Source organism: Variovorax boronicumulans NBRC 103145, from assembly GCF_001591345.1.
GTDB classification, from domain to species: Bacteria; Pseudomonadota; Gammaproteobacteria; order Burkholderiales; family Burkholderiaceae_C; genus Variovorax; species Variovorax boronicumulans.
In genome coordinates this window covers 1-17,661 of record NZ_BCUS01000025.1, presented here as the reverse complement: position 1 = coordinate 17,661, position 17,661 = coordinate 1, and the positions used below count along the sequence as shown (strand labels likewise).

Annotated in this window: 20 protein-coding genes; 9 read left to right on the top strand and 11 right to left on the bottom strand. The window is 69.4% G+C overall.

All coding sequences use genetic code 11. The features are described from left to right. The first annotated feature begins 14 nt into the window (after positions 1-14). The 3 genes from VBO01S_RS10005 to VBO01S_RS09995 are packed head-to-tail and all read left to right on the top strand — an operon-like array spanning position 15 to position 2,316. Positions 15-323: a DUF3649 domain-containing protein gene (locus tag VBO01S_RS10005; protein WP_370680729.1), complete on the top strand. Its 309-nt coding sequence runs from the start codon at positions 15-17 to the stop codon at positions 321-323. Further along, complete coding sequence (locus VBO01S_RS10000) at positions 320-1,969, top strand: PepSY-associated TM helix domain-containing protein (protein ID WP_062473548.1); 1,650 nt, start codon at positions 320-322, stop codon at positions 1,967-1,969. The genes VBO01S_RS10005 and VBO01S_RS10000 overlap by 4 nt, the downstream gene beginning before the upstream one ends. Continuing rightward, complete coding sequence (locus VBO01S_RS09995) at positions 1,969-2,316, top strand: DUF3325 domain-containing protein (RefSeq protein ID WP_062473545.1); 348 nt, start codon at positions 1,969-1,971, stop codon at positions 2,314-2,316. The genes VBO01S_RS10000 and VBO01S_RS09995 overlap by 1 nt, the downstream gene beginning before the upstream one ends. 7 nt (positions 2,317-2,323) lie before the next feature. On the opposite strand, the gene VBO01S_RS09990 is transcribed toward VBO01S_RS09995, so the two are convergent. The 4 genes from VBO01S_RS09990 to VBO01S_RS09975 are packed head-to-tail and all read right to left on the bottom strand — an operon-like array spanning position 2,324 to position 5,816. After that, the gene (locus VBO01S_RS09990; protein ID WP_062473541.1) at positions 2,324-3,715 is read right to left on the bottom strand and encodes an aminopeptidase P N-terminal domain-containing protein; all 1,392 of its coding nucleotides are present in this window, start codon (positions 3,713-3,715) and stop codon (positions 2,324-2,326) included. A gap of 6 nt (positions 3,716-3,721) precedes the next feature. After that, positions 3,722-4,687, bottom strand: a complete 966-nt coding sequence (locus VBO01S_RS09985; RefSeq protein WP_062473538.1) for a hypothetical protein — start codon at positions 4,685-4,687, stop codon at positions 3,722-3,724. Beyond that, complete coding sequence (locus VBO01S_RS09980) at positions 4,684-5,412, bottom strand: nucleotidyltransferase family protein (RefSeq protein ID WP_062473631.1); 729 nt, start codon at positions 5,410-5,412, stop codon at positions 4,684-4,686. The genes VBO01S_RS09985 and VBO01S_RS09980 overlap by 4 nt, the downstream gene beginning before the upstream one ends. Positions 5,413-5,426: 14 nt before the next feature. Beyond that, on the bottom strand, positions 5,427-5,816 hold the full coding sequence (locus tag VBO01S_RS09975; RefSeq protein WP_062473535.1) for an S-adenosylmethionine decarboxylase family protein: 390 nt from the start codon (positions 5,814-5,816) through the stop codon (positions 5,427-5,429). A 149-nt stretch (positions 5,817-5,965) separates the two neighbouring features. On the opposite strand from VBO01S_RS09975, the gene VBO01S_RS09970 reads away from it, so the two are divergent. Both VBO01S_RS09970 and gap read left to right on the top strand, forming a co-directional pair. After that, complete coding sequence (locus VBO01S_RS09970) at positions 5,966-8,071, top strand: transketolase family protein (RefSeq protein WP_062473533.1); 2,106 nt, start codon at positions 5,966-5,968, stop codon at positions 8,069-8,071. 63 nt (positions 8,072-8,134) lie between these two features. After that, complete coding sequence (gene gap / locus VBO01S_RS09965; protein WP_056575024.1) at positions 8,135-9,136, top strand: type I glyceraldehyde-3-phosphate dehydrogenase; 1,002 nt, start codon at positions 8,135-8,137, stop codon at positions 9,134-9,136. 70 nt (positions 9,137-9,206) lie between these two features. Here gap and VBO01S_RS09960 read toward each other — a convergent pair whose 3' ends face one another. The 3 genes from VBO01S_RS09960 to VBO01S_RS09950 form a co-directional block, all read right to left on the bottom strand. Then, entirely contained in the window at positions 9,207-9,803 is a 597-nt protein-coding gene (locus VBO01S_RS09960) for a hypothetical protein (RefSeq protein ID WP_082818070.1), read from the bottom strand. Between the two features lie 15 nt (positions 9,804-9,818). Beyond that, positions 9,819-10,409 (bottom strand): hypothetical protein, encoded by a 591-nt coding sequence (locus VBO01S_RS09955; RefSeq protein ID WP_062473530.1) that lies wholly within the window; start codon positions 10,407-10,409, stop codon positions 9,819-9,821. Positions 10,410-10,497: 88 nt separating this feature from the next. Then, entirely contained in the window at positions 10,498-10,806 is a 309-nt protein-coding gene (locus VBO01S_RS09950) for a putative quinol monooxygenase (RefSeq protein ID WP_062473527.1), read from the bottom strand. Positions 10,807-11,026: 220 nt separating this feature from the next. On the opposite strand from VBO01S_RS09950, the gene VBO01S_RS09945 reads away from it, so the two are divergent. Beyond that, positions 11,027-11,317, top strand: a complete 291-nt coding sequence (locus tag VBO01S_RS09945; protein WP_062473524.1) for a YciI family protein — start codon at positions 11,027-11,029, stop codon at positions 11,315-11,317. Between the two features lie 30 nt (positions 11,318-11,347). On the opposite strand, the gene VBO01S_RS09940 is transcribed toward VBO01S_RS09945, so the two are convergent. Beyond that, positions 11,348-12,430: a pirin family protein gene (locus VBO01S_RS09940; RefSeq protein WP_062473522.1), complete on the bottom strand. Its 1,083-nt coding sequence runs from the start codon at positions 12,428-12,430 to the stop codon at positions 11,348-11,350. Between the two features lie 148 nt (positions 12,431-12,578). Continuing rightward, the gene (locus tag VBO01S_RS09935) at positions 12,579-12,995 is read right to left on the bottom strand and encodes a VOC family protein (RefSeq protein ID WP_062473519.1); all 417 of its coding nucleotides are present in this window, start codon (positions 12,993-12,995) and stop codon (positions 12,579-12,581) included. 165 nt (positions 12,996-13,160) lie between these two features. Here VBO01S_RS09935 and VBO01S_RS09930 point away from each other — a divergent pair, with 165 nt between their 5' ends. Then, positions 13,161-14,738 (top strand): CYTH and CHAD domain-containing protein, encoded by a 1,578-nt coding sequence (locus tag VBO01S_RS09930; RefSeq protein ID WP_082818068.1) that lies wholly within the window; start codon positions 13,161-13,163, stop codon positions 14,736-14,738. A 68-nt stretch (positions 14,739-14,806) separates the two neighbouring features. Here the strand turns inward: VBO01S_RS09930 and VBO01S_RS09925 are convergent, their stop codons facing one another. Continuing rightward, positions 14,807-15,283, bottom strand: a complete 477-nt coding sequence (locus tag VBO01S_RS09925; RefSeq protein ID WP_062473516.1) for an FKBP-type peptidyl-prolyl cis-trans isomerase — start codon at positions 15,281-15,283, stop codon at positions 14,807-14,809. 38 nt (positions 15,284-15,321) lie between these two features. Then, entirely contained in the window at positions 15,322-16,251 is a 930-nt protein-coding gene (locus tag VBO01S_RS09920; protein WP_062473514.1) for a LysR family transcriptional regulator, read from the bottom strand. A 139-nt stretch (positions 16,252-16,390) separates the two neighbouring features. On the opposite strand from VBO01S_RS09920, the gene VBO01S_RS09915 reads away from it, so the two are divergent. Continuing rightward, complete coding sequence (locus VBO01S_RS09915; protein WP_062473622.1) at positions 16,391-16,981, top strand: NADPH-dependent FMN reductase; 591 nt, start codon at positions 16,391-16,393, stop codon at positions 16,979-16,981. Then, positions 16,978-17,661, top strand: a 684-nt coding sequence (locus VBO01S_RS09910; protein ID WP_062473624.1) for a pirin family protein, incomplete at its 3' end; no start/stop codon positions are given. The genes VBO01S_RS09915 and VBO01S_RS09910, both read left to right, overlap by 4 nt.

Genomic DNA, 17,661 nt, shown 5'->3' with positions numbered 1-17,661 from the left:
GTCCGGCGCCCGTCGTGAGCGCCGGCCTCCGCTACCGGATGGGCGTCGCGTCGCGGGCCGTCGCCGCCATCGCGGGCGGCTACGGCGTGGCTGCGCTGTCGGCCGCCGTGCTCGCGCTGGGCCTGCCCGCCCTCTTCGGCATGGCGCGCAGCGAAGCCGCGCTGACCGGCACGCTGGCCTCCTTCCTCGTCTACGCCGTGGCCGTGATGTGGGTCTTCGCGGCGCGCTCGGCGTGGCGCGCCTGGACCGGCCTTGCCATCGCGGCGGCCCTGCAGGGCCTGCTGTTGCTGCTGTGGACCCAGGGCGGCGGAGGTGCCGCATGAAGGAAGGATTCCGTCAGTCGATGGCCTGGCTGCACACCTGGTCGGGCCTGCTGGTCGGCTGGGTGCTCTTCATGGTGTTCGCGGCCGGCACGGCCTCGTACTTCAAGGACGAGATCACCTTCTGGATGAAGCCGGAGCTGCACGCCGTGACGCCGGGCACGGTGCCGCAGCCGGTGGCCGCCGACAACGCGCTGGCTTTCATGCAGCGCCACGCGCCCGATGCCACGCGCTGGTTCATCACCCTGCCCACCGAGCGCGAGCCCGGCGTGAGCCTGCTGTGGGCCAAGCCGCCGCCGCCACCCGGCTCGCCGCCCGTGGACCGGCGCCGCAGCTTCGACCGCGCCATGCTCGACCCGGCCACGGGCCAGGCGATCACCGCGCCGCGCGAGACGCGCGGCGGCGAGTTCTTCTACCGCCTGCACTTCGACCTGCACTACATGCCCGCGCTCTGGGCACGCTGGATCGTCGGCTTCTGCGCGATGTTCATGCTCGTGGCCATCGTCAGCGGCATCGTCACGCACAAGCGCATCTTCAAGGACTTCTTCACCTTCCGCCCGAAGAAGGGCCAGCGCTCGTGGCTCGACGCGCACAACGTCACCGCCGTGCTCGCGCTGCCGTACCACGCCATGATCACCTACACCGGGCTGGTCACGCTGATGTTCATGTACATGCCGTGGGGCCCGCAGGTGGCCTACAAGGCGCACGGCGGCAACGACACCTTCTTCGCCGAGGCCTTCCCGGGCGGCGTGCGCACGCAGATCAAGGCCTCGGGCACCAAGGCCGCGCTGGCGCCCCTCGCACCCATGGTGGCGCAGGCCACGGCCCACTGGGACGGCGCGCCCGTCGGCCGCATCGTGGTGCACCAGCCCAACGACGCCAACGCCGTGGTCTCGCTCACGCGGGCCGAAGGCCGGCACCTGTCGTACGACCAGCCCAGCATGCAGTTCAACGGCACGACCGGCGCGCTCATCGGCAGCTTCGGCGACGTGCCCAAGGCCGCGGCCGAAACGCGCGGCGTGCTCTACGGCCTGCACATCGGCCGCTTTGCCGATCCGCTGCTGCGCGCGCTGTTCTTCGTCTCGGGCCTGGCGGGCTGCCTGATGGTGGCCACGGGCCTCTTGCTGTGGGCCGTGAAGGAGCGCCAGAAATACGCCAAGACCCTCAAGCAGGGCGGACGCATCGGCTTCGGCCTGCGGCTGGTTGACGGGCTGAATCTCGGCGCGATCGCCGGCCTGCCCGTGGCGATGGCTGCCTTCTTCTGGGCCAACCGCCTGCTGCCGGTCGACGTGGCCGGCCGCAACGAGGCCGAGATCCGCTGGTTCTTCATCGTCTGGGGCGCCACCGCCGTGCTGGGCCTGCTGCGCCCGACCCTGCGCATGTGGCAGGCGCAGCTCGCGCTCGGCGCGCTGCTGTTCGCGCTGCTGCCGGTGCTCAATGCCTTCACCGGCCCCGCGCCGCTCACCGTGAGCCTGCGCACCGGCCCGAGTTCGGTGGCGGGCTTCGACCTCGTGGCGATCGCGCTCGGCCTGGGGTTGGCGGGTGCGACCTGGCTGGTGGAGCGCAAGCGCCGCAAGGCGCTGGCCGCGCCGAAGAAAGCCGTCAAGTCGCCGCCGACAGAACTCGCTGCGTCGGGCCAGGGGTCGTGATGCCGCTGCTCGGGTTGGTGTTCGCCGCCTCGCTGGCCGGCTTCTGCGCGCTGAGCCTCGCGATGGACCGCCACAGCGAAGACGTCTTCGGCCGCGGCAGCACGCCGGGCGCCTGGCGCCGATGGCTGCAGCTCGGGGGCACGGCGCTGCTGTGCCTGTCGCTGTGGGCCAGCCTGGAGGCTGCGGGCGGGTCGGTGGGATGGGTGCTGTGGCTCGGAGCGCTCACTGCGGCGGCGCTGGCGACGGTCGGGTTGTTGAGCGGGCTGCCGCACCGTTTTCCGCGCATTGCCATGGGCGCCGCGGTGCTCGCGATCGGGCAGGCGCTGTTCTGCGCGCTGCCCGGCTGATCCGCGCTCAGGCGCGCATCAACGCCTCGATCTCATCCGCCTTCACCGGCACCCCCCGCGAAATCAGTTCGCAGCCCGTGGCCGTGACGATCGCGTCGTCCTCGATGCGGATGCCGATGTTGTGGAATTTCTCGGGCACGCCTTCGCCGGGCCGCACGTAGATGCCGGGCTCCAGCGTCAGCACCATGCCCGGGTGCAGGATGCGGCTCGGGCGGTTCTTGATGAGTTCGTTGGACAGCGGGTCCTTGCGCTCGCTCACTTCGCCCACCTGCGTGGGTTCGACATAGCTGCCGCAGTCGTGCACGTCCATGCCCAGCCAGTGGCCGGTGCGGTGCATGTAGAACTGGAAGTAGGCGCGCGAGTCGATCACGTCGTCGACGCTGCCGACCTTGTTGCCGTCGAGCAGGCCCAGGTCGAGCATGCCCTGCGCCAGCACTTTCACGGCCGCGTCGTGCGGGTCGTTGAAGCGGTTGCCGGCCTTGGTGGCGGCGGCCGAGGCGTCCTGGCTGGCGAGCACCAGGTCGTACAGCGCGCGCTGCGGGCCGCTGAACTTGCCGTCGGCCGGGAAGGTGCGGGTGATGTCGCTGGCGTAGCCGTCGAGCTCGCAGCCGGCGTCGATCAGCACCAGCTCGCCCTTGCGCACGGGCGCGGCGTCGGCGCGGTAATGCAGCACGCAGGCATTGGCGCCGGCCGCGACGATGGAACCGTAGGCCGGGTACTGCGAACCGCCCAGGCGGAACTCGTGCAGCAGCTCGGCGTCGAGGTGGTACTCGCGCACGTCCTTGCCCTCGCGCAGCATGCGCGCCGACAGCTGCATCGCGCGGATGTGGGCGCGGGCGCTGATCTGCGCGGCGCGGCGCATGATGTCCTGCTCGTGCGCGTCCTTCACGAGGCGCATCTCGTCGAGCGGGCCGCACAGGTCGCGTTGTTCTTCGGGGCACAGCGCACCGTAGCGCACGCGCGCACGCACCGACTGCAGCCAGCCGTCGATGCGGGTTTCCAGGCCCTTGTGGGTGGCGAAGGGGAACCACACGGTCGAGCGGTTCTCGAGCAGCTTCGGCAGCTTGGCGTCGAGGTCGTTCACCGAGAAGGCCTCGTCCACGCCCAGCGCGGCGGGGGCGGCGTCGGGGCCGAGGCGGTAGCCGTCCCAGATCTCGCGTTCGAGGTCTTTCGGCGCGCAGAACAACGTGGCGCGGCCGTCGCCCGCCAGCACCAGCCAGGCGTTGGGCTCGGTGAAGCCGGTCAGGTAGTAGAAGTAGCTGTCGTGGCGGAACAGGAAGTCGCTGTCGCGGTTGCGCTGGCGCTCGGGCGCGGTCGGGACGATGGCGATGCCGTCCTTGCCCAGTTGCGAAGCGAGGCGCGCGCGGCGCTCGGCGTAGATCGTGGTGTCATTGAGCATGGGATTTCACTTTCGATACGGTGCAAGTCCGGGGTCCGCGGGTACCAGATGCCGCCATGGGAACACATCCTGTGCAAAGTGGCTGACGTAGCCGCCGATCGTTGACTGGATGACCATGAATTGCAGCCGCTGCCGCACGCCCTGCAGCTGCTGCAGCTGCTGCAGCTGCTGCAGCTGGGCCAGGTCGAGGCAGGTGTTGCGCAGCCTCAGCACGCGCAGCTGCGCGCCCACGGGGCTGTGCAGCAAGGCCTCGTAGTCTTCGAAGGCCGTGATGCCGCCGGGCGTCCGGTCGGCCGGCCACGCCATCTGCTGCTCGGTGGATTCGGAAAAATCCAGCAGCCTGAGGCCCGGCAGCTGCGTTGCGGCGGCCAGGTGGCGGATGAAGTGCTGCGTGGCGAAATGCGCGCCGACGCACAGGCTGGTCAGTTGCGGCAGCGGCACGGCGAAGAAGTCGGCGTTCGGCGCGTTCGGCACCGTCAGTTCGCTCAGGTGCGGCGTCTTGCGCACCCAGCGCGCGATGTCGCCGCCTTCCTCGAGGATGCCGTCGCTGGTGCAGACGAGCGACTGGTTGTGGTCCTCGGGCTGCGTCGGCTTGATGAACAGCGAGCGCAGGCGGGGAAACATCACCGGGCTCTCGAGCAGCGGCGTGAACATCCATTCGCGCGAGCCGTTGGCGCCGCTGTCGGGGCCGCTGAACGACAGCGAGGTGAGGCAGTCGGCCACGTCCTGCCGGCTCAGGCAGGCGAGGGTTTCGTCGAAGGCGTCGCCCCAGGTGTCGCCGAAGTATTCGACGTGCCAGCCCTGGCGCATGGGCGCGAGGCTCAGGCGCGTGAAGTCGCTCACGTAGAGCGGCACGGTCAGCGGGTCTTCGGGCGCGCCGTCATTGCGTTCGGCGGCGGTGGCCAGGGCCAGGTCGTGCAGGCGCTGCGGCAGCAGGCGCAGGGCGTCGGGCAGCGGCGCGAGCGTTGTCATGCGCCCGCTGCCGGCGCGACCCCGGCGTTGAGTTGCTGCAGGCGCTGCGGCGTGCCCACGTCGGTCCAGTCGCCGGTGTAGAGCTCGGCGCTCACCTGCTGGTTGTCCATGGCCGCGCGCAGGATCGGTGCCAGCGGGGCCTTGATGCCGTCCGGATTGCCGGCCGGGATGTCGCAGTACGGCGGCGCGAACAGCGCGGCGCGGTACAGGCCGATGGTCGAGAAGGTGTACTTCTCGGCCGCCTGGTTCAGCGCGAGCCCGTCGGGCGAGAGGCCGAAGTCGCCCTTGGGGTTGTGCGCCGGATTCGGCACCAGCCACAGGTGGGCGAGCTTGCCGCTGGCCAGGAAGCGGTCGACCGCGGCCTGGGTGAAGCGAAAGCCCGGTGCGAACACGTCGCCCGCCGCCACCCAGAACACCTCACCCAGCAGCGGCAGCGCGCGCACGATGCCACCGGCTGTTTCAAGCGCGCCGCCGAAGTCGCGGCCCTCGTCGGAATACGAAATGGACAGCGCACCACGCCCGTCCAGCACGGGGCGCGCGCCGAACCGGGCGGCGACCTGCGCGCCCAGCCAGTCGGTGTTGACCACCAGCTCGGTGAAGCCGCCGTCGGCCAGCGCCTCCATCGGCCACTGCATCAGCGGCTTGCCGCGCACTTCGAGCAGGGGCTTGGGCGTGGCGTCGGTCAGCGGCCGCATGCGTTCGCCGCGGCCGGCGGCCAGGATCATCGCGCGCACCGCCATCACTGCACCGACCCGGCCACACGGCCGCGTTGCAGTTCGTTGCGCTCGCTGTGGCGGGGCTGGAACAGCGCCACCAGGCAGGCCATCAGCGCATGCGCCTTGGCCGAGTGGTCGGCGCCGAAGTTGCAGACGTACACGTCGAGCGTCACGCCGCGCTGCTCCGGCCAGGTGTGGATGCACAGGTGCGATTCGGCCAGCAGCAGCGTGGCCGTCACGCCGCCCGGCCCCTGCGGCGTGGCCGGAAAGCCGTGGACCAGCTTGCCCACGGCCTGCAGCCCGGCGGCGGCCACGGCCTTGGTGCAGACCTCGCCGAGCGCGCGCCCGTCGGTGAGCCATTGGAGGCCGCATTGGCAGTCGTGGAGATCGGCGGTGAGGTGCAGCCCTTGCATGGGGGGCAACTCTAGCAGCCGGGCCTGCGACACAAGAGAGCATCAGCGGGGTGTTGGCCCTGTATCGAGGCCGGGCGCGGCTCGCCCGGTAAAATCTCGGGTTCTCCCGTATCCCCCACCCACCCTTTTCCCCCGAAAGCCCACTGCCCATGGCAAACCAAGCCCTGATGGCCAACGCGATCCGCGCGCTGGCAATGGATGCCGTTCAACAAGCCAATTCCGGACATCCGGGCGCACCGATGGGCATGGCCGACATGGCCGTCGCCCTGTGGGGCGAGCACCTGCGCTACAACCCCGCCAACCCGCACTGGTTCGACCGCGACCGCTTCGTGCTGTCCAACGGCCACGCCTCGATGCTGATCTACGCGGTGCTGCACCTCACGGGCTACGACCTGCCCCTGGCCGAGATCAAGAACTTCCGCCAGCTGCACAGCAAGACCGCCGGGCACCCTGAAGTCGACGTCACCCCCGGCGTCGAGACCACCACCGGCCCGCTGGGCCAGGGCATCACCAATGCCGTGGGCTTCGCGCTGGCCGAGAAGCTGCTGGCCGCCGAGTTCAACCGCAAGGACCTGGCCATCGTCGACCACCACACCTACGCCTTCCTGGGCGACGGTTGCATGATGGAAGGCATCAGCCACGAAGCCTGCGCCCTCGCCGGCGCCTGGCACCTGAACAAGCTGATCGCCCTGTACGACGACAACGGCATCAGCATCGATGGCCAGGTCAAGCCCTGGTTCATCGACAACACCGAAGAACGCTTCAAGGGCTACGGCTGGAACGTCGTCGGCCCGATCGACGGCAACGACGCCAAGGAAGTGGCCAAGGCCATCGCCAAGGCCAAGAAGGAAGCCACCAAGCCCACGCTGATCGTCTGCAAGACCACCATCGGCAAGGGCAGCCCGAACCGCGCCGGCACCGCCAAGGCGCACGGCGAGGCGCTGGGCGCCGAAGAAATCAAGCTCACGCGCGAAGCCATCGGCTGGCCCTACCCCGCCTTCGAAATCCCGGCCGAGGTGTACGCCGACTGGGACCACAAGGCCGAAGGCGCCAAGACCGAAGCCGCCTGGAACGACACCTTCGCCGCCTACACGGCCGCGTACCCCGAACTCGCCGCCGAGTTCACGCGCCGCATGAAGGGCGAGCTGCCCAAGAACTTCCACCAGGTCGCGTTCGACACCGTGGTCGCCGCCCACACCAAGGGCGAAACCGTGGCCAGCCGCAAGGCCAGCCAGCTCGCGCTGGAAGCCTTCACGGCCGCGCTGCCCGAAATGCTCGGCGGCAGCGCCGACCTCACGGGCTCCAACCTCACCAACACCAAGAGCACCGCCGCGCTGCGCTTCGACGCCAAGACCGGCGCCGTCGTGCTGAACGCGCCCCCCGCACCGGTGGTGCCCCAGGGCGGCGAAGACGAAGCCGCACAAGGCGATGCCGTCGAACCGCCGCACGGCGAGATCGGCCGCCACATCAACTACGGCGTGCGCGAATTCGGCATGGCCGCCATCATGAACGGCGTGGCGCTGCACGGCGGCTACATCCCCTACGGCGGCACCTTCCTCACCTTCAGCGACTACAGCCGCAACGCCATCCGCATGGCCGCGCTCATGAAGCGCCGCGTGGTGCACGTGTTCACGCACGACTCCATCGGCCTGGGTGAAGACGGCCCGACGCACCAGTCGATCGAGCACGCCGCCTCGCTGCGCCTCATTCCCAACCTGGACGTCTGGCGTCCGGGCGACACGGCCGAAACCGCCGTGGCCTGGGCTGTCGCACTGCAGAACGCCACGCGCCCGACCGCCCTGTTGCTGAGCCGCCAGAACATCGCCTACGCCGCCAAGAGCGACCTGGGCGACATCAGTCGCGGCGCCTACGTGCTGTCCGAGCCCGAGAACGTCGGCCTCAAGAACAAGAAGACGGCAGCGGTCATCATCGCCACCGGCTCCGAAGTGCAGCTCGCGCTGGCCGCCCAGAAGCTGCTGGCCGACAAGAAGATCGCCGTGCGCGTGGTGTCGATGCCCTCGACCACCACCTTCGACCGCCAGGACCTGGCCTACAAGAAGGCCGTGCTGCCCAAGAAGATCCCGCGCGTCGCGGTCGAAATGGGCTGCACCGACGGCTGGTGGAAGTACGGCTGCGCGGCCGTGGTCGGCATCGACAGCTACGGCGAGTCGGCCCCCGCGCCCGTGCTGTTCAAGCACTTCGGTTTCACGGCGGAGAACGTGGCCGCCACCGTGGAAGCGGCCCTGCGCGACTGAGCGTCGCGCGGTTCGTCCTCTTCCCGTCCGATCAAAAGTTTTTCAACCTTAGGAGCAAGTCAGATGGCTATCAAACTCGGTATCAACGGCTTCGGCCGCATCGGTCGCAACGTGCTGCGCGCAGCCGTGCAGAACTTCAAGAACGACATCGAAATCGTTGCCATCAACGACTTGCTCGAGCCGGAATACCTGGCCTACATGCTCCAGTACGACTCGGTGCATGGCCGCTTCAAGGGCGAGGTCACGGTCGAAGGCAACACGCTGATCGTCAACGGCAAGAAGATCCGCCTCACGCAAGAGCGCGACCCGTCGCAGCTCAAGTGGAACGAAGTCGGCGCCGACATCGTGCTCGAGTCGACCGGCCTCTTCCTCACCAAGGAAACCGCGCAGAAGCACATCGACGCAGGCGCCAAGAAGGTGATCCTGTCGGCCCCCTCGAAGGACGACACCCCCATGTTCGTCTACGGCGTGAACGACAAGAAGTACGCCGGCGAAGCCATCATCAGCAACGCCAGCTGCACCACCAACTGCCTGGCGCCGCTGGCCAAGGTGCTGAACGACAAGTGGGGCATCAAGCGCGGCCTGATGACCACCGTGCACGCCGCCACCGCCACGCAGAAGACCGTGGACGGCCCGAGCAACAAGGACTGGCGCGGCGGCCGCGGCATCCTGGAAAACATCATTCCGTCGTCGACGGGCGCGGCCAAGGCCGTGGGCGTGGTGATCCCCGAGCTGAACAAGAAGCTCACGGGCATGAGCTTCCGCGTGCCGACCTCCGACGTGTCGGTGGTCGACCTGACCGTCGAACTCGTCAAGGACGCCACCTACGCCGAGATCTGCGCTGAAATGAAGGCACAGAGCGAAGGCGCACTGAAGGGCGTGCTGGGCTACACGGAAGACAAGGTGGTGGCCACCGACTTCCGTGGCGACCCGCGCACCTCGATCTTCGACGCCGAAGCCGGCATCGCGCTGGACGGCACCTTCGTGAAGCTCGTGAGCTGGTACGACAACGAATGGGGCTACTCGAACAAGTGCCTCGAGATGGTGAAGGTCGTGTCGAAGTAAGACTTCGCGGCTCCCACAAAAAACGCGCCCTCGGGCGCGTTTTTTATTGGGCGAGTGGTCGTCGAACGGCTCAGCGCAGCTTTTCGTTGCGCCGTATCTCGCTGCTGAGCTGCGCCGTCATCCGCGTGGCCGCGCGCCGGGCGGCCAGGCCGTAGTCGCCGTTGAACTCGCCGAACTCCGCCGTGCCGTTGCCGACCGCGCGCACGCGCGTGACTTCGGCGCCCGCGGTGTCGGTCACCACGCAGGCCACCTCGGCCGTGAACGCGGTGGGCGGCCAGGTGATCCACGAGGACGAGCTCGAATCGGTCTTGATCTGCGGCGTGAACACCAGCGACACGCCCGCTGCCTCGTTGGCCTTGGCATCGCCGGCGGTGCGCAGCACGACCACGTTGCGGTAGACCGCGCGCAGTGCGTCGCGGATCGATTTTTCGAGGTCGCGGTACGGGTAGTAGCTCACGCGGTCGCCGCTGCCGCCGGCGGTGGTCACTTGCAAGTCGCGCTGCGCGTCGGTCATCACGTAGGCCACCTTCTTGGGAATGAGGTGGGCGGCCGACCGCGGCGGTGCGGTCTCGGTGATCATCGTGATCGGGTGGGCGCAGCCCGCCAGCAGCACGGCGGTTGCCAGCACGGCAGCCAGCCGGGGCGTCAGGAAAGAAAGAAGCGTCATGGTGCGTCCCCGGCCTTACTGCGCAGACGGCGCGATGGCCGCGACGAATTGCGGATCGGCATACACCTGCCGCAGCAACGCCCGTACCAAGCGCGGGTACGCGGCCTGCCCGGCGGGCACGGCCACGATGTTCGCGTAGCTCGAATCGAAGGCGATCTCGCCGCGGTAGGTCTTGCGCAGCGTCTGCGCAGCGTTGCGCGTGACGGTGACTTCGACGTCCATGCGGCCAGAGCCGTTGATCACGCCCAGGTCGAGCTCGTTGACGAGGATGCGCGCCGCGATGCGGGTCGGTGCCTTGGGGTCGTAGACGGAGATCTCGCTCAGGTCGCGCATCAGCGCGTCTTCGAGGTACTGGGCGAAGGTGCCGCTGGGCGACACGAGCCTGGCGCGGCGCAGGCCCAGGGTGTTGATCCTGTCGTTGGGGTCGGTGGGCTGCACCTTGGCCACCGCGACCTTGCCGGGGTTGTGGGCCTCGAGCCGGTCGAGCGCCTCGTAGTCGGCGGCATAGGGCGGCGCGCCGAGCTGCGCGCAGCCCGTGGCCAGTGCCGCCAGCAGGAGCGCGCCAGTGCGCCAGCGCACGCCCTGCGGTCTGGAGACGATCGCCATGTCTTGAACCCCCTCGTCCGAGATGTCTTCCTCTCCCCGGCGCGAGGGTAGCAGGCATCGCGCCGCGCGCGAAGGCGGCGCGAAAGACTCAGATCGGTTCGAGCACGTGGATGCGCTTGCTCTCGGTGAGCTCCCTGGTCTGGGCGCTGAAGGCCGCCATGTGCGGCGCGACCGCGTGCGCCTGCAGGGCCGGCAGCGAGGCCCACTTCTCGATCACCACGAAGGTGTCGGGCCCGAAGCTGGCCTTGGACGGGGGAATGCCCTGCGCGTCGATCGTGGCGGCGTACTCGATGCAGCCCTCTTCGGCCAGCACGGCGGCGCGGTTGGCCTTGAAGGCTTCGAGCAGCAGGGCGCGCTGGCCGGGCTTGGCGGTGATGACGGCAACGACTTGGATCATGGAACAGGGTCTCCGGTGAAGTGACATGAACTGAGGAATGGAACGACCGAATCTACGAGATCGCACGCCGCCGCGCAGGTCCGGTGGGCGACAAGGCCGCCGGTCGGCCGCGCATGCACATGCCGCATGCGACAGTTACCCGCGAGACACACTCTCGCCCCGCCACGGTCGTGGCGAGGTCATAGGATCGGGTCATCTTCCGCATCGACCGGCCTTTGCCATGTTCATCGTCACCCTGACCTACATCCGTCCGCTCGAGGAACTCGACGCGCTGATGGATGCGCATGTCACCTGGCTCAAGAAGCACTACGCCAGCGGCCTGTTCGTGGCGTCGGGGCGCCAGGTGCCGCGCAAGGGCGGCGTGATCCTCGCGCGCTCGGGCGACCGCGAGGGGCTCGAGGCGGTGCTGGCGCGCGACCCCTTCGTGCAGGGCGGCGTCGCGCGCACTGACGTGATCGAGTTCATCCCGAGCATGACCGCGCTGAGCGTCGAGGTGCTGCGCGGCTACTGAGAACCGCGCAACCCCGGAAGCCGATGTAGATCAGGCTCCCGGCACTTCCTCGCGCCCGTCCGGGTGCCGCGCAAAGCGCGCGGCCTCGGCGCCATGCACCGGCGCCGGGTCGGCCCAGGGCCAGCCGCCGAACTGCGTGCGGCGGTAGTCGGCCATCGTCTGGGCGATCTCGGCCTGCGTGTTCATCACGAAGGGGCCGTACTGCGCCACCGGCTCGCCGATCGGGCGGCCCTGCAGCAGCAGGAACTCGCCGTCGCCTTCGGGGCCGTTGCACAGCTCCACCGCTGCGTCGGCGCGCAGCTCGATGGCCGCCGGCCCGTCCACGCGCCGACCCGCCACCTGCGCGGTCGCACCCTTGAAGAAATACAGCATGCGCCGCGTGCCCTCGCTGGCGGCGGGCGGCAGCGTCCAGCGCGCGCCGGGCGTCATGCGCAGCGTCCAGATCGCCAGGTCGGCGCCGGCCTGCGCGGCCCACGAATCGGGCGGCGGCGCGAGCGGGTCGATGGCCGCCTGGGCCTGCGCGTCATCGCCGCCGAAGCGCCCGGCGATCACCGCCACCTCGGTGCGGCCGCCCTGCGCGTCGTCCGAGGCGAAGCGCGGAATCGCCTCCGACCAGAACATCGTGAAGTGCGGCTCGGCCATCTTGTTCTTCGCCGGCAGGTTGAGCCAGATCTGGAACAGCTCCAGCGGATTGGGCGCGCCGGCGTCCAGCAGCGGGAACATCTCCGAATGCACGATGCCCTTGCCGGCCGTGAGCCACTGCACGTCGCCGCCGCCGAAGCGCGCCGTGGCGCCCAGCGAGTCGGAATGGTCGACCAGGCCCTTGCGCACGATGGTCACCGTCTCGAAGCCGCGGTGCGGGTGCGAGGGAAAGCCCGGCACCGTCTCGCCGTGGTACATGCTCCAGCCGTCCTTGCGGCTGAAGTCCTGGCCGATCTGGCGGCCGGCCAGCGAGGCCTCGGGGCCCATGCGGCCGTTGGCCTTCGGGTACGCGTCGTCGTGGTAGACGCAGAACAGGAACGGATCAAGGGTCTGCCACGGGAAGCCGAGTGGCTGGACCTGGACGATGGGAGACGGGCTGCTGCTCTTGCTGTTGTCGTTGCTGTCGGGCATGTCGGTATTCCTTGGTGAGGCAGGCACGGCCGCCATGCGGGCCGCGCCGGAACCAGGAATATCGGGGCGCCGCCGCCTTTCGGTAGGTGCCTTCCGCGCAACGATCAAGAGCGCATATGGAACGATGGGCATCGTCCGGCCCCCACGTTCACTGCCCGGGCATCTCGGCGTTCGGGTCCATGTAGACCAGTTCCCAGATGTGGCCGTCCAGGTCCTGGAAGCCGTGGCCGTACATGAAGCCGTAGTCCTTCGGCTCGCGCGGCGTCGTGCCGCCGGCGGCCACAGCCTTGGCGACCAGTTCGTCGACCTCGGCGCGGCTCTCGCACGACAGGCACACCAGCACCTCGTTCTCCTTGCGGGCGTCCGCGATGCCCTGGTTCGTGAAGGTCTTGAAGTAGTCCTCCATCAGCAGCATCGCGTGGATGCTGCCTTCGTGGATGACCATGCAGGCGGCGTTCGCGTCGGTGAACTGCGGGTTGAAGGTGTAGCCCAGCGCGCCGAAGAAGGCCTTGCTCTTGTCGAGGTTCCGGACGGGGAGGTTCACGAAGATCTGCTTGGTGGCCATGGTGTCTTTCCTGTGCTGATGAAGGGTGAATGGGGTGTTTGCCGACGTCTTTGTGTACGCCGTCCACAAAAGATATCAAAGAAAATGGACGGTGTCCACATGATTTTTCGAAGCACCGGAAATCGGCCGGCACCACCTCGCTGAGGGGAAAAAAGAGCGGGCATCATGAACACCATGGAAATCGAGTTCAAGTTCTGCATTCCCGCCGGCCGCCTGAAGGCCGTCGAAGCCGCCTTGCGGCGCGGCGCCGTCGTGCGCACGCGCCTCCAGGCCCGCTATTTCGACACTGCCGACCAGCGCCTCGTGGCTGACGGCATGGTGCTGCGGCTGCGCAAGGAGGGCCGGCGCTGGGTGCAGACCGTCAAGGCCGCCGGCGACAACGCGCTGCACCGGCTCGAGCACAACGTCGACCTGGGCACCGGCGCCGCCGCGCCCGCCATCGACCCCGCGCGCCACGCCGGCACGCCCGTCGGCGAGCGGCTGGCCCGCCTGCTGCAACTGGCCGATGGCGCTCCGGTGCCGCTGGTCGAACGCCAGTCGACCGACATCGTGCGGCTCACGCGCGACCTGCGCGTGAGCGGTCCGGGCGGCGCCGTCGTCGAGATGGCGCTCGACGTCGGCAAGGTCGTCGTGCACGCGGGCACGCCTGCGCAGCGCACCTCGCCCGTGTGCGAGCTGGAGCTCGAACTCAAGAGCGGCGACGTGCAGGGGCTCGTGGCGCTCGCGCGGCGCTGGTCGCAGCAGCACGGCCTGTGGTTCAGCACCGTCTCGAAGGCCGAGCGCGGCATGCGCCTGCTGGCCGAACAGGAGACGGTGCCCGCCGTGAAGGCCGAAGCGCCGCGCTTCCCCGCTCACAGCCGCGACGGCCGCGCCCTCCAGCAGGCCGTGGTCGCGTCGTGCCTGGACCAGATGCTGCCCAACGCCAGCGAGATCGCCGCGGGCAGCACCGACGAAGAGCAGATCCACCAGCTGCGCATCGGCATCCGCCGCCTGCGCACCGCGCTGCGCGAACTGGCGGGGCTCGACGCCGACACGAGCCGCTTCGACGCCGCCACCTGGGAGCCGCCGCTGGTCGACGCCTTCCGCGCGCTCGGCGAACTGCGCGACCGTGAACAGGTCGTGAAGCTCGCGCAGCCACGGCTGCGTGAGGCGGGCGCGCCGGAGGTCGATCCGCTGGCGGGCGATGCCAGCGATGCGGCTGCCGCGCCGGCGCTGACACCCGGCGACATCGTGCGCGCCGCCGCGTTCCAGGACGTGCTCGTGTCGCTGATCGGCTTCACCGCTGCCGCACCCGAGTCGACGGGCCCGACGCCGCTCGCTGCCGACGCGGCCCTTCAGCTGCTGCGCGAGCGGCTCCAGCGCCTGCACAAACAGGCCGTGCGCGACGGCCGGCGTTTCGAATCGCTCGCCACCGAACACCAGCACCGCGCGCGCAAGCGGCTCAAGCGCCTGCGCTACCTGGCGGAGTTCGCGGCGCCGCTGTTCGCCGAGACGGAAGGCGGCAAAAAGAAGAAGGACGCGGCCGAGCGCTACCTGAAGGCCCTGCGCCCCGCGCAGGACGCGCTGGGCGCGTTCAACGACGAGGCCGTGGCGCTCGCGCTGTACCGCGAGGTCGCATCGCGCGACCCGCGTGCGTGGTTCGCGGTGGGCTGGTTCAGCGCGCGCCGTGCGGCGGGGGCGACGGCGTGTCGCCAGGCGCTGGAGAGAATCGGCGAGGCGCCGAGGTTCTGGAAGAAGAAGTAACCAGGAAGCAACTGGCGAAGCGAACGCCGGGCCACGCGGCCCTCGGCGTTCGTCACCGACCCTGTCACTCAGTGATGGTGGCCATGCGCCCCATGCACATGCCGGTGCTCGATCTCCACCGGCAGTGCCGCGCGCACGTCCGTCACCTGCAGGCTGAACTTCAGCGCCTTGCCGGCCCACGGGTGGTTGCCGTCGAGCAGCACGACCGGGCCCTTGATCTTGGTCACGGTGAAGACGTGCTCGGTGCCGTCGTCGAGCCGGCCCTGCAGCTGGCCGCCGACCTTCACGCCGGGCGGGAACTCGGTCTTGGGAATGGTGCGCACCAACGCCTCGTCGCGCAGGCCGAAGGCGTCTTCGGGGGCGAGGTTCAGCGTGGTCTGGTAGCCCTTTTCCTGGCCGTCGAGCGCCTGCTCGATCTTGGGCAGGGTGTTTTCGTAACCGCCATGCAGGTAGGCCATCGGCTCGGGGCTGGCTTCGATGAGCTTGCCCTGGGCGTCGGCGACTTTGTACTTGAGGGTGACGACGGTGTCTTTTTCGATTTTCATGGCGGGCATTTTCTGTGGAAATCGATCCGCGTCCGAAGTCAGGTCATCCGCGCCCGCCACACATCCGGCAACGCCTCCTCCTCCCGCAGCTTCTGCGTCACCATCCCGATGAACGCCGACACCGCCCGCGGCAGGTGCTTGCGGCTCGGGTAGACCACGCTGAGCCCGTGCCCGGTGCGCTGGTACTGCGGCAGCACCGGCACCAGCCGCCCCGCCTCCACGTCGAGCCGACCCATGGCGGGCGGCAGCAGCGCGATGCCCAGGCCGGCGATGGCGGCCTTGCGCAAAGCCTGCGCCGTGTTGCCGCTGAAGCGGCCGCCCACCTGCACTTCTTCTTCCTTCCCGCCGGGCCCGGTCAGGCGCCAGGTGGTGCGGCCGCTCGGGTGGGCGGGAGTCACGCAGTCGTGGTCGGCCAGCTCAGGCAGGGTGGCGGGCGTGCCGCGCGCGGCCAGGTAGGCGGGGCTGGCGACGAGGCCGTCGGTGCGCGGGCCGAGCAGCTGGCGGGCGACGTACCCCGAGTCGGCCAGCGCGCCGCCGCGGAAGGCGATGTCGATCTGCTCGGCGATCAGGTCGGCCTTCGCGTCGCTGAGCACGAACTCGACGCGCACCAGCGGGTACGCGGCCAGGAAATCGGCCACCCAGGCCATGGGGAAGAAGTCGAAGAAATCGGCCGTGGCCGCCACGCGCACGCGGCCGCTGGGTTCCTGGCTGCCGGTGATGAGCGCCTGCCCGGCCTCGACCAGCCCATCGACCGCCTCGGCGCACTGTTCGTGAAACGCCTGCCCGGCGCCGGTGAGCGTGAGCTTGCGCGTCGAGCGCTGCAGCAGCCGGGTGCCGAGCTGCGCCTCCAGCTGCTGGATGCGCCGGCTCACGGTGTTGGGCGGCAGGCCCAGCCGGCGGCCGGCCTCGGCGAAGCTGCCGTGGCGCACCACCTGCACGAAGACGGCGATGTCGTTGAGGTCGAGCATGGCGAGGCCTATTCCTTCTGTTCGTGGACGAGTGCAATCCGACTCTACCGTCTAGTCGATCAATGCGTGCGTGCCTAACCTTTAGTCCATGGCCTTTCCGGCCTTCGACCACCTCATTTCATTCAGGAGCACGCACCCCATGACCGGACAGCAACAACAACCCCGCATCGGCATCGTCATCGGCTCGACCCGCGAAGGCCGTTTCGGCGAGAAGCCCGCGCACTGGATTCACGAGATCGCGAAGCAGCGCACCGACCTCGCCTTCGAGCTGGTCGACCTGCGCGAGCACCCGCTGCCCTTTTTCAACGAAGCCGGCGCGCCCGCCTGGGGCCCGGTGAAGAACGAGGCCGCACAGCGCTGGCAGGCCAAGCTGGCCACCTTCGACGGGCTGATCATCGTCACGCCCGAGTACAACCACGGCCCGAGCGCGGTGCTGAAGAACGCGATCGACTGGGCCTACAAGGAGTTCATCCGCAAGCCGATCGGCTTCGTGGGCTACGGCGGCGTGGGCGCGGCGCGGGCGGTGGAGCAGCTGCGGCTGGTCGCGGTCGAGATGCAGATGGCGCCCGTGCGCCACGCGGTGCACATCGGCATGGTCGAGTTCCTGGGCATCTGGCAGCAGGGCAAGTCCTTCGACGACTTCCCGCACCTGGCGCAGTCGGCCACGGGCCTGCTCGACGACATGGCGTGGTGGACCCGCGCACTGAAGACCGCGAGGGAGGCCGCATGACCACCGCTGTTGCAACGGACACCCGCGCCATCGTTTACCGCACACGCGGCGCCAGGCACGGGCCGATCACGCGGCTCATGAGCCCGGGCGACCTGGGCGAATATCTCAAGCCCTTCGTGTTCCTCGACCTGTTCGGCTTCGATGTCGATGGCGGCCACAAGGGCTTCGGCCTGCACCCGCACTCGGGCATCGCCACGCTGACCTGGCTCATCGAAGGCGACACGCTCTACGAGGACACGACCGGCGAACAGGGCGTGCTGCGCGGCGGCGGCGTCGAGTGGATGCGCGCCGGCAACGGCGTGTGGCACACGGGCGCACCGGCGCCGGGCGTGACGCGCGTGCAGGGCTTCCAGCTCTGGGTGGCGCTGCCGGCCGCCGAAGAAAACGCGCCCGCGCAGAGCATCTACCTCGCGCCTTCGCAGGTGCCGCAGGAAGGCCCGGCGCGCGTGCTGCTCGGGCGCTACGGCGCGGCGCAGAGCCCCATTCCGGCGCCCTCGCCGATGAACTACCTGGCCGTGCAGTTGAAGGACGGCGAACGCTGGCGCTACACGCCGCCCGCCGGTCACATGGTGGGCTGGGTGGCGGTGAACGCGGGCCGGCTCGACGCGGGCGACGGCACCGGCGGCCCCATCGGCACGGGTGAGCTCGCGGTGTTCGAAGAGTCCGGTGCGGCCATCGAC